This is a genomic window from Streptomyces swartbergensis (genome assembly GCF_002148965.1).
GTDB classification, from domain to species: domain Bacteria; phylum Actinomycetota; class Actinomycetes; order Streptomycetales; family Streptomycetaceae; genus Streptomyces; species Streptomyces swartbergensis.
The window spans coordinates 1-11,131 of sequence record NZ_NGFN01000284.1 but is presented as its reverse complement, the minus strand read 5'-3'; the positions used below and the strand labels follow the sequence as shown (position 1 = coordinate 11,131).

General features: G+C 68.8%; 6 protein-coding genes and 1 pseudogene. 4 read left to right on the top strand and 3 right to left on the bottom strand.

Annotation, left to right across the window (positions count from 1 at the left end; genetic code table 11):
• Positions 1 to 726, top strand: a pseudogene (locus CA983_RS32720) (IS30 family transposase); the annotation flags it as partial.
• A gap of 73 nt (positions 727 to 799) precedes the next feature.
• Here the strand turns inward: CA983_RS32720 and CA983_RS32715 are convergent.
• Positions 800 to 2,395 carry an MDR family MFS transporter gene (locus CA983_RS32715; protein ID WP_086604422.1) on the bottom strand — a complete coding sequence of 532 codons (1,596 nt, stop codon included), beginning with the start codon at positions 2,393 to 2,395 and terminating at the stop codon, positions 800 to 802.
• Between the two features lie 124 nt (positions 2,396 to 2,519).
• Between CA983_RS32715 and CA983_RS32710 the strand changes: the two genes are divergently transcribed.
• Positions 2,520 to 3,116, top strand: coding sequence for a TetR/AcrR family transcriptional regulator (locus CA983_RS32710; protein ID WP_086604421.1), 597 nt, complete (start codon positions 2,520 to 2,522; stop codon positions 3,114 to 3,116).
• 23 nt (positions 3,117 to 3,139) lie between these two features.
• Here the strand turns inward: CA983_RS32710 and CA983_RS32705 are convergent, their stop codons facing one another.
• Entirely contained in the window at positions 3,140 to 3,853 is a 714-nt protein-coding gene (locus CA983_RS32705; RefSeq protein ID WP_086604420.1) for a M23 family metallopeptidase, read from the bottom strand.
• Between the two features lie 440 nt (positions 3,854 to 4,293).
• Here CA983_RS32705 and CA983_RS32700 point away from each other — a divergent pair, with 440 nt between their 5' ends.
• Positions 4,294 to 4,944 (top strand): HAD family acid phosphatase, encoded by a 651-nt coding sequence (locus tag CA983_RS32700; RefSeq protein WP_086604419.1) that lies wholly within the window; start codon positions 4,294 to 4,296, stop codon positions 4,942 to 4,944.
• A gap of 59 nt (positions 4,945 to 5,003) precedes the next feature.
• Positions 5,004 to 8,063: an NACHT domain-containing protein gene (locus CA983_RS32695; protein WP_086604418.1), complete on the top strand. Its 3,060-nt coding sequence runs from the start codon at positions 5,004 to 5,006 to the stop codon at positions 8,061 to 8,063.
• 128 nt (positions 8,064 to 8,191) lie between these two features.
• Here the strand turns inward: CA983_RS32695 and CA983_RS32690 are convergent, their stop codons facing one another.
• Complete coding sequence (locus tag CA983_RS32690; RefSeq protein ID WP_086604417.1) at positions 8,192 to 10,717, bottom strand: ATP-dependent Clp protease ATP-binding subunit; 2,526 nt, start codon at positions 10,715 to 10,717, stop codon at positions 8,192 to 8,194.
• Between the last annotated feature and the right edge of the window lie 414 nt (positions 10,718 to 11,131).

Sequence of the window (11,131 nt, the reverse complement as noted above, 5' to 3'; positions counted from 1 at the left end):
GCGGTGGAGCCCGGAACAGATCTGTCACGCTCTGCGCAGACAGTTCCCCGACCGGCCGGAGATGCACGTGGTCCACGAAACCGTCTACCAGGCGCTCTACGTGCAAGGGCGCGGAGCACTGCGCCGGGAGCTGGCCGGCGCCCTGCGCACCGGACGCGCCCGCCGCAAGCCCCACCGCCAGGCCAACTGCCGACAGCCGCGCTTCAGGCGATCCCATGGTGATGATCAGCGACCGCCCGGCCGAAGCGGACGACCGGGCCGTGCCCGGCCACTGGGAAGGCGACCTCATCATCGGCAAGAACAGCGGCTCGGCGATCGGCACCCTGGTCGAACGCAGCACCCGCTACGTGATGCTCCTCCACCTGCCCGCCGACCACACCGCCGCCAGCGTCCGAGACGCCCTGACGCAGACCGCACACAGGCTGCCACCGCACCTCAAGCGGTCCCTGACCTGGGACCAGGGCTGCGAAATGGCCGCCCACCCACAGCTTCACCGTCGCCACGGACATCCCGGTCTACTTCTGCGACCCGGCAAGTCCCTGGCAGCGCGGCTCCAACGAGAACACCAACGGCCTGCTGCGGCAGTACTTCCCCAAGGGAACTGACCTGTCCGTCCACAGCCGCGAGCGCCTGGACGACGTCGCCGCCCAGCTCAACGGCCGCCCACGCAAAACGCTCGGCTGGGAAACCCCAGCCGAGCGTCTGCATAAACTGCTCGCCGTCTGACACAACCGATCATGTGTTGCGACGATCCCTAGAAACCGCCCTCCACCCCGGGGGCCGTCCTCATGCGGTCCGGTCAGACTGCCTCCACCACGGGCGGCTGCGTCGCCGGGGCGTCCGGCTCGTCCTCCGCCTTCGGCCCCGCGCCCTTGAGCGGGACCTCCTTGACGAACACGGCCGCCGCCAGGGCGACCACCGCCACCACGGCTCCCAGCAGGAACGCCGAGTGCGTGCCGGCGGAGACCGCGTGCTGGTACGCCTCCCGGGCCAGTACCGGAAGCTTCTCCAGGCTCTTGGCGTCGAGCTGTGCCGACTGCTCGGTGACCTTGGAGCCCAGCGCACCGGCCCGCTCGGACATGACGTCCTGGACGCGGTTGTTGAACAGCGCGCCCATGATCGCGACGCCGAAGGAGGAGCCGAGGGTGCGGAAGAGGGTGGTGGACGAGGACGCGACGCCCATGTCCTTCATCTCCACGCTGTTCTGCGCGACCAGCATGGTGATCTGCATCAGGCAGCCCATGCCGAACCCGACCACGGCCATGAAGACACCGGACGTCAACCGCGAGGTGCCCGTGTCCATGGTGGACAGCAGGTAGAGACCGACGGTCATCAGGACGCTGCCGAGAATCGGGAACACCTTGTACCGGCCGGTGTTCGTGGTGACCCGGCCGGCGACCATCGAGGTCACCAGCATCGCGCCGAGCATGGGCAGGAGCAGCAGGCCGGAGTTCGTCGCGGAGGCACCCTGCACGGACTGCTGGTACAGCGGCAGGAACAGCGTCGCGCCGAACATCACGAACCCGGTGATGAAGCCGATGACCGACATCAGCGTGAAGTTGCGGCTGCGGAAGATGTGCAGCGGCACCACCGGCTCGGCCGCCTTGGTCTGCCAGAACACGAACCCGACGAGTGCGGCGACCCCGATGCCGATCAGCTCCATGATCCGCGCGGATGTCCAGGCGTACTCCGTGCCGCCCCAGGTGGTGACGAGCACGATCGCGGTGATGCCGACCGTCAGCAGGGCGGCGCCCAGGTAGTCGATCCGCGCCTCGGACCGCTTCTTGGGCAGGTGCAGCACGGCACTGACGGCGACCAGCGCGACCACGCCGAGCGGCAGGTTGATGTAGAAGGCCCAGCGCCAGCCCCAGTGGTCGGTGATCGTGCCGCCGACCAGCGGGCCGCCGATCATCGCCAGCGCCATGACGCCGGCCATCATGCCCTGGTACTTGCCGCGCTCCCGGGGCGGGATCAGGTCACCGATGATCGCCATGACGCCGACCATCAGGCCGCCGGCACCGAGGCCCTGGATCGCGCGGAAGCCGATCAGCTCGCCCATGTTCTGGGCCATGCCGCTGAGTGCCGAGCCGATCAGGAACAGGACGATGGACGACAGGAACGTGCCCTTGCGGCCGTACATGTCGCCGATCTTGCCCCACAGCGGGGTGGAGGCCGCGGTCGCGAGCGTGTAGGCGGTGACCACCCACGAGAGGTGTTCGAGGCCGCCCAGTTCACCGACGATCGTCGGCATCGCCGTACCGATGATCATGTTGTCGAGCATCGCGAGCATCATCGCGATCATCAGCGCGAGCAGCACGACCCGCACGCTCTTCGGCCGTTTCGCCCCGGTGTCGGTGTCGGCGCCGACCGCCGGTGTGTCCGTCGTGTCCGCCATCGCTTTCCCACTCCCCCAGCTACCGCTACTTACTTGCCGACCGGCTAGTGACTACACTCGGAAGCTAGCCGCGGAACTAGCCGGGCGTCAAGTAAGTTTTATGGAAAGGGAGCGGCGTAGGAGGATGGGCGGCACCATGGACGGCACCAGGCGGCGGCGCCGCGGGGACACCCGCCAGCGCATCCAGGACGTGGCCCTCGAACTCTTCGCGGAGCAGGGCTACGAGAAGACCTCCCTGCGCGAGATCGCGGAACGCCTGGAGGTCACCAAGGCGGCGCTCTACTACCACTTCAAGACGAAGGAAGAGATCCTCGTCAGCATCTTCGAGGACCTCACGAAACCGATCGAGGAACTGATCGAGTGGGGGCGGCAGCAGCCGCACACGCTCGACACCAAGCAGGAGATCGTCCGCCGTTACGCGGAGACCCTGTACGGCGCCGCGCCGCTGTTCCGCTTCATGCACGACAACCAGGCGACGGTGCGGGAGCTGCGGATCGGCGACTCCTTCAAGGAGCGCATCCGCAGCCTGCGCGACATCATCATCGACCCGGACGCCGACATGGTCGACCAGGTGCGCTGCGTCAGCGCGATCTTCACGCTGCACGCCGGGATGTTCCTGCTCCAGGACCTGGAAGGCGACCCCGAGGACAAGAACAAAGCCGTCCTCGAGGTCGCCACGGACCTGGTGACCCAGGCCCACCGGGGAGCCCAGGGCTCCTAGCGCGCCCGGGCCGTCCGGAATCGTCAGACCTTGACGCCCTTGGCCCGCAGGAACTTCACCGGGTCGACCGCCGAGCCGTAGTTCGGGGTCGTACGGATCTCGAAGTGCAGGTGCGGACCGCTCGAGTTGCCGGTGTTGCCGGACCGGGCGATCTCCTGGCCGGTCTTGACGACCTGGCCGATCGTCACCTCGACCTTCGACAGGTGGGCGTACTGCGAGTACGTGCCATTGCCGTGCTTGATCACGACGGCGTTGCCGTACGCGGGACCGTCACCGGCGCCGTTGCCGCCGGCCTTGACGACGGTGCCGCCGTGGGCGGCGACGACCTGGGTGCCGCTCGGCACGGCGAAGTCCTGCCCGCTGTGGGTGGACTGCCACATGCCGCCGTTCTGGGCGAAGCTCGCGGAGAGCTTGTACGTCTTCACCGGGTCGACCCAGGACGGCTTGGCCTTCTTGGCGGCCTTCTTCACGGCGGCCTTCTTGGCGGCGGCAGCCTTCTTCACAGCGGCGACCTTGGCCGCCTTCTCGGCCTTCACGGCCTCGGCCTTCGCGGCCTTGGCCTGGGCGGCGGCCTGCGCCTGGACGGCACTGGCGGCGCCGGACGCGGCCGTGGTGTCGGCGGCGGACGCGACCCCGGCTCCCAGTGCGACCGAGGCACCGAGGCCGGCGGCCAGCACGGTCGCACGGGTGCGGAGCTGGGACGTACGGGAGGAACGGGACGTGACGCGCTGGGACATCGAAACCTCGTGGGGAAGGGGACGGAGAAAACCACCCGGCGCGCAGTCGCTCGCCGAATGGCCATCCCTTGGTAACCCGAAGTCCGACAAACTCCCAAAATCGTGATCTACGACAGAAGTTAGTAATTTCGACGCGTGTTCCACGTCTCTTGACATGGCGCCCATTCGGGACGAATCAGCGCACTACAGCGCACTTCAGCCCGCTCCACGGGTCAGGAATCCCTTTCCTCCCTACCCGTTCAGCACTATTCCGCCTAGTAACGGACATATCGCCTGTGCGGCATGTCACCGGGGACCCTCTTCGGCCATTCCGGAAATGTGGCGTACGCCTCTATGCACCTACCGCCCGGTAACCCTACGGTTCCCCTCGCGTCACCCTCGCCCACGAACATGCACACGACATGTTGACAGCGTCACGGACGTGAGAGGACCCCCACGACATGCAGACCCGACGCCCCTGGTTGCGCCGCGCATCAGTGACCGCCGTCTCGGCAGCCGCCCTCGTGGCGATGGCCGCACCAGCCGATGCCGCAGCCCCCGCCGATGCCGCAGCCCCCGCCGGTGCCGCCACCGCGGTCACCACGGCCGCCGCCGCAGACGTCGACTATGCGACCTGGCAGAGGGACTGCCAGGCGGTGATGGACCAGGCGCTGCCCTACCTGAAGCAGCGGATCGCGGCCGCCAAGCCGGGCGAGAAACAGGCGATCGTCCTGGACATCGACAACACCGCGCTGGAGACCGACTTCGGCTTCAGCTACCCGCAGCCGGCCAACAAGCCGGTCCTGGAGGCCGCCAGATACGCCCAGGAGCGCGGCGTCGCCCTGTTCTTCGTGACCGCCCGCCCGGACATCATCCACTCGTTCACCGAGTACAACCTCAAGCAGGCCGGCTACCAGGTCTCCGGCCTGTACGTCCGGAACTTCATCGACCTCTTCAAGAACGTCGCCGAGTACAAGACGGCCCAGCGCGTCGACGTCGAGAAGAAGGGCTACACGATCATCGCGAACATCGGCAACAGCGCCACCGACCTCTCGGGCGGCCACGCCGAGAAGACGTACAAGCTGCCGGACTACGACGGGCAGCTTTCCTGACCCACCTGGTCAACTCCGGGTAGTCTCACCCCCGTTCGGCGATCACGGGGGTGAGGCGGTTGGATCCGACGGTACTGGGCGGCAAGCTGGCGTCCTCACTGGTCGCTCCGCTGCTGAAGAAGCTCTTCCGCTCGGAGGGCCCGGGAGCAGGCCTGGTCGACAAGCCCGTACGCCTCTCCGCACTGGTGTCGTTCCGCGGCGAGAAGCGCACCCTGAGCGAGCAGGACGTACAGAAGCTCGCGGAGCGGCTCGTGGCACAGGCGGTGGAGTCCCCCGGCGAACCGCCCTTCCCGCCCGACGAGCAGATCGCCGTCACCGACACGCTGGCCCGCAGGCTGCTCGCCCTCGGCGACCTGGACATGGACGACATCCAGGCGGTCCGCCTCGGCCACCGCGAGCTGGCCATGAGACTGCACCGCGCAGGCCCTGCCCCCGACGGTCTGTCCGCGGACGCCTGCCACTTCCTGGACTACGCGACCGAGTGGGCGTGCCTGAACATCCTGGAGTTCTTCACCCGCCGCTCCACGTTCGTCGCCCGCACCCTGGTCGAGCAGACCCGTGCCCAGGCGGAACTGATCGCCAAGGTCGACGAGCTGATCACCCGCACGCCCCGTCCGGACGCCCGCGACACCGCATTCGAACGCCGCTACCTGCCGTTCGTCGCCGAGCGCCACAACCACATCACGATTTACGGGATCGACCTGCGGGACTCCCCCGACCGCTGGCCGCTGGAGGTCGCCTACCTGACGCTGGAGGCGACCGCCGACCGGGAACCCGACCGGGCCGCCGCGCCGGGCGAGGATCCGCCGGCCCGCACCGGACGGATGCCGGCCGACGAGACGCTGGACAAGGACCCCAGGGTGCTGCTCCGCGGCGACGCGGGCTCCGGGAAGACGACCCTGGTGCAGTGGCTGGCGGTGACCGCGGCACGCAAGGGCACGCACATCCCCTACGTCCTCCCGCTGCGCACCCTGATCCGCACCGGCCCGCTGCCCGCACCGGCCGCCTTCCTGAGCGCCGTCGGCTGTCCGCTGTCCCCGCCGGACGGCTGGACGGAACGCGTGCTGACCACGGGCCGGGCGCTGGTCCTGGTCGACGGTCTGGACGAGATCCCGGCAGCCGACCGCCACGGCACCCGAGACTGGCTGCGCGCCCTCATCCACGCCTACCCCGGCAACCGCTGGCTGCTGACCACCCGGCCCACCGCCGTACGCGCCGACTGGCTGTCCCAGGAGGGCTTCCGGGAACTGTCCCTGGCACCGATGGGCCGGGCGGAGGTCGCCACCTTCGTCCACCGCTGGCACGAGGCGGCGCGCGCCCCGGAGTATGAGCAGCGGCTGCTGGACTCCCTGCGCACCAAGCGGGACCTGGCCCGTCTCGCCACCAACCCGCTGATGTGCGGCCTGATCTGCGCCCTGCACCGCGAGCGCCGCGGCTACCTGCCCACCGGGCGCAAGGAGCTGTACGACGCCGCCCTCGCCATGCTGCTCTCCCGTCGCGACCGGGAGCGCGGCATGGGCGCGGTCGAAGGACCGGAGCTGGGCGAAGCGGCCCAACTCGAACTGCTCCAGCGCATCGCCTACGCCCTGGTGCTGAGCGGACGGACGGAAATGACCCTGGAGACGGCCGAGAGGATCGTGGAGCGCGCGCTGCCCGCGCTGGCGCCGACGGCCGGGAAGGGGGACGCGTCTGCCGTCCTGCGGACCCTCCTGCTGCGCAGCGGGGTGCTGCGCCGTCCTGCCGAGGACGTCATGGACTTCGTCCACCGCACCTTCCAGGACTACCTGGGAGCCCGGTACGCCGTGGAGGAGGGCCACCTCGACGTCCTCACCAGCCATGCCGACGACACCCAGTGGGAGGACGTCATCCGCATGGCCGTGGCCCACGCCCGACCTCACGAACGGGTCTCCGTGCTGAGGGAGCTGCTGGCCGGGGACACGCCCCGGCTGACGCTGCTGGCGCTGGCCTGCCTGGAGCACGCGACGGCGCTCGACCCCGCGGTGCGCACGGAGGTGGAGGGGCGGGCCGCCGCGCTGATCCCGCCGCGCACGGCCGGGGCCGCGAGGGAGCTGGCCGAGGCCGGTCCGCTGGTGCTGGAGCTGCTGCCGGGGCCGGAGAGCCTGACGGACGAGGAGGCGCTGGGCGTCACCGTCACCGCCTCGGTCCTGGGATCGGAGGAACCTGACGGGGCCCTCGCCGTGCTGCGCCGCTTCCGGGACCACCCCGACCACGACGTGCGGCGGCAGCTCGCGGGAACCTGGCACCGGTTCGACGCCGAGGAATACGCGGCCGAGGTACTGGACCACCTCGACCGCACGGACCTCTTCCTCACCTGCGAGTCGCCCGCCCAGCTCACCGCCCTCGCCCGGATGCGTCCCTGGCCCGAGCTGACCTTCGAAGGCCCGCACAGCGCCGAGGACATCGTGGCCGCCGTACCGGAGCCCGGGACGGTGACCACGCTCGACATCCACCGGAACCCGCGTCTGACGGAACTGGGCGCCCTGCGGCACTTCACCTCACTGAACAGGCTGACGCTCTTCGAGTGTCCGGACGCGACGGGCCTGGACCGGCTGTCGCCGCTGCCGCTCACCGAACTCGTCCTCGACCCCCTCGCCGATCTGACGGGGCTGCGGTTCCTGCCGTCACTGAACCTGCTCTCCGTGGTCCAGGAGCTGCCCGGCGCCGACCTCACCGACGCCCTGCCGGCCGAGGCCCCGCTGGGCTTTCTCTTCCTCGGCCGCCACAGCACCGACGTGACTGGGCTGCGAGGCCTGAGCCACTGGGACACGCTGCACACGCTCAGCCTCGGACCGCTGACCACGGAACTGACGGCGGCCGACTGGCGGGAGGTCGCCGCGCTCCCCGGACTGACCCACCTGTATCTGAACGCGTCGATCATCCGGGATCTGCCGGCCTCCATCGGCCGCATGCCCGAGCTGCCCGGGGTCGAGGTGCTGCGGGTCCCCTCGATGGACGGCACCGAGCACCTCGCCGCACTGGCGTCCCGACTGCCCGGGCTGCACTCGGTGATCCTGGGAAACAAGCCCGGTTTTTCCTTCCCGATGTCCGGCTTCCAGCCGCTCTTCCCGGACGCGGACGTCACCCTGGACCCGCGCTGAGGCTGGAGCCGGTGCCCGCGAGGAGACCGGCGGACGGACCCGGGAGCCTCGCCCCGGGCGAAGCACGAAGTGGGGCCACCGCCCGAAGGCAGTGGCCCCACTCTCGTTTCAGGAGTGTCCCCGAGGGGTCACACGTCCTTGCTCAGGTTCGGTCCCGTGCCACCGGCCGCCTGCTCGATCGGCGGGACGTCCGGCAGGGCCGACTTCTCCTCGCCGCGGAAGGTGAAGGTCTTGGTCTCACCCTCGCCCTCGGTGTCCACGACCACGATGTGACCGGGACGCAGCTCGCCGAAGAGGATCTTCTCGGAGAGGCTGTCCTCGATCTCGCGCTGGATGGTGCGACGCAGCGGACGCGCACCCAGCACCGGGTCGTAGCCCTTCCTGGACAGCAGCTCCTTGGCGGACTGGGAGAGCTCGATGCCCATGTCCCGGTCCTTCAGGCGCTCGTCCACCTTGCCGATCATCAGGTCGACGATCTGGAGGATGTCGTCCTGGCTGAGCTGCGGGAAGACGACCACGTCGTCGACACGGTTCAGGAACTCGGGACGGAAGTGCTGCTTGAGCTCGTCCGAGACCTTGTTCTTCATGCGCTCGTAGTTGGACTTGGTGTCGCCCTGGGCCGCGAAGCCCAGGTTGAAGCCCTTGGAGATGTCCCGGGTGCCGAGGTTGGTCGTCATGATGATGACCGTGTTCTTGAAGTCCACGACCCGGCCCTGGGAGTCGGTCAGGCGACCGTCCTCCAGGATCTGCAGCAGCGAGTTGAAGATGTCCGGGTGGGCCTTCTCGACCTCGTCGAAGAGGACGACCGAGAACGGCTTGCGGCGGACCTTCTCCGTCAGCTGGCCGCCCTCCTCGTAGCCCACGTAACCGGGGGGCGAACCGAAGAGACGCGACACCGTGTGCTTCTCGCTGAACTCCGACATGTCGAGGGAGATCAGCGCGTCCTCGTCACCGAAGAGGAACTCGGCGAGCGCCTTGGACAGCTCGGTCTTACCGACACCGGACGGGCCGGCGAAGATGAACGAACCACCGGGACGCTTCGGGTCCTTCAGACCGGCACGCGTACGGCGGATCGCCTTCGACAGCGCCTTGACGGCGTCGACCTGGCCGATGACCCGCTTGTGGAGCTCGTCCTCCATGCGGAGCAGTCGGCTGGATTCCTCCTCGGTCAGCTTGAAGACCGGGATGCCCGTGGCCGTGGCGAGGACCTCGGCGATCAGCTCGCCGTCGACCTCGGCGACGACGTCCATGTCGCCGGCCTTCCACTCCTTCTCCCGCTTGGCCTTGGCGGCCAGGAGCTGCTTCTCCTTGTCGCGGAGAGAGGCGGCCTTCTCGAAGTCCTGCGAGTCGATCGCGGACTCCTTGTCGCGGCGGACACCGGCGATCTTCTCGTCGAACTCACGCAGGTCCGGCGGCGCGGTCATCCGGCGGATGCGCATCCGGGAACCGGCCTCGTCGATCAGGTCGATCGCCTTGTCCGGCAGGAAGCGGTCCGAGATGTACCGGTCGGCCAGGGTGGCGGCCTGGACCAGCGCCTCGTCCGTGATGGAGACGCGGTGGTGCGCCTCGTACCGGTCACGCAGACCCTTGAGGATCTCGATCGTGTGCGGCAGGGACGGCTCGGCGACCTGGATGGGCTGGAAGCGGCGCTCCAGGGCCGCGTCCTTCTCCAGGTGCTTGCGGTACTCGTCCAGCGTCGTCGCACCGATGGTCTGCAGCTCACCGCGGGCCAGCATCGGCTTCAGGATGGAAGCCGCGTCGATGGCGCCCTCGGCGGCACCCGCACCGACCAGCGTGTGCAGCTCGTCGATGAACAGGATGATGTCGCCGCGGGTGCGGATCTCCTTGAGCACCTTCTTCAGGCGCTCCTCGAAGTCACCGCGGTAGCGGGAGCCGGCGACCAGCGCGCCGAGGTCCAGGGTGTAGAGGTGCTTGTCCTTGAGGGTCTCGGGCACCTCGCCCTTGACGATGGCCTGGGCGAGGCCCTCCACGACGGCGGTCTTGCCGACGCCGGGCTCACCGATCAGGACCGGGTTGTTCTTCGTACGGCGGGACAGCACCTGCATGACCCGCTCGATCTCCTTCTCGCGCCCGATGACCGGGTCGAGCTTGGACTCACGAGCGGCCTGGGTGAGGTTCCGGCCGAACTGGTCGAGGACCAGGGACGTCGAGGGCGTGCCCTCGGCAGGCCCGCCGGCGGTGGCGGTCTCCTTGCCCTGGTAACCGGAGAGCAGCTGGATCACCTGCTGCCGCACGCGGTTCAGATCTGCGCCCAGCTTGACCAGGACCTGGGCGGCGACGCCCTCGCCCTCGCGGATCAGGCCGAGCAGGATGTGCTCCGTGCCGATGTAGTTGTGGCCCAGCTGAAGAGCCTCGCGGAGCGACAGCTCCAGGACCTTCTTGGCACGGGGGGTGAAGGGGATGTGACCCGACGGGGCCTGCTGGCCCTGCCCGATGATCTCCTCCACCTGCTGGCGGACCGCCTCGAGCGAAATCCCGAGGCTCTCAAGGGCCTTGGCGGCGACACCTTCACCCTCGTGGATCAGGCCCAGGAGGATGTGCTCAGTGCCGATGTAGTTGTGGTTGAGCATCCGGGCTTCTTCCTGAGCCAGGACGACAACCCGCCGCGCGCGGTCGGTGAACCTCTCGAACATCGTTAATCGCTCCTCAGAGCGGTCAGGCAGTGGGGGGAACTTCCCCTCCCTGTCCTTCCGCAGCTTAGTCCCGCAAGCGGGGACCGCTCATTCCAACTGCCGACACCGTCCTTGGCCTCCTGACCCCGAACGCCGACATCTGCTCCAACCCGATGGTGCGAGACGATGTTCCCGCAGGCCAGGCAGTTACCCCCTTCGCCAGTACGCCCATGGCGAACGTGAGACGGCCTTTCCTGCGTGTCGCCCCCTCCCACTAGGGATGTCTTACCCGTACGGACCGGAAGTCCATGCCGAGCGCCCCCGTTCCCTCCGCTACGGGCGAACAACCTTGCGCCTCCCCGCACCCCCCACACGCCCCCGTTTCGCCACTGTGTGCGCTCACAACGACACCCACCGTAACCCGCACGCTCCTCC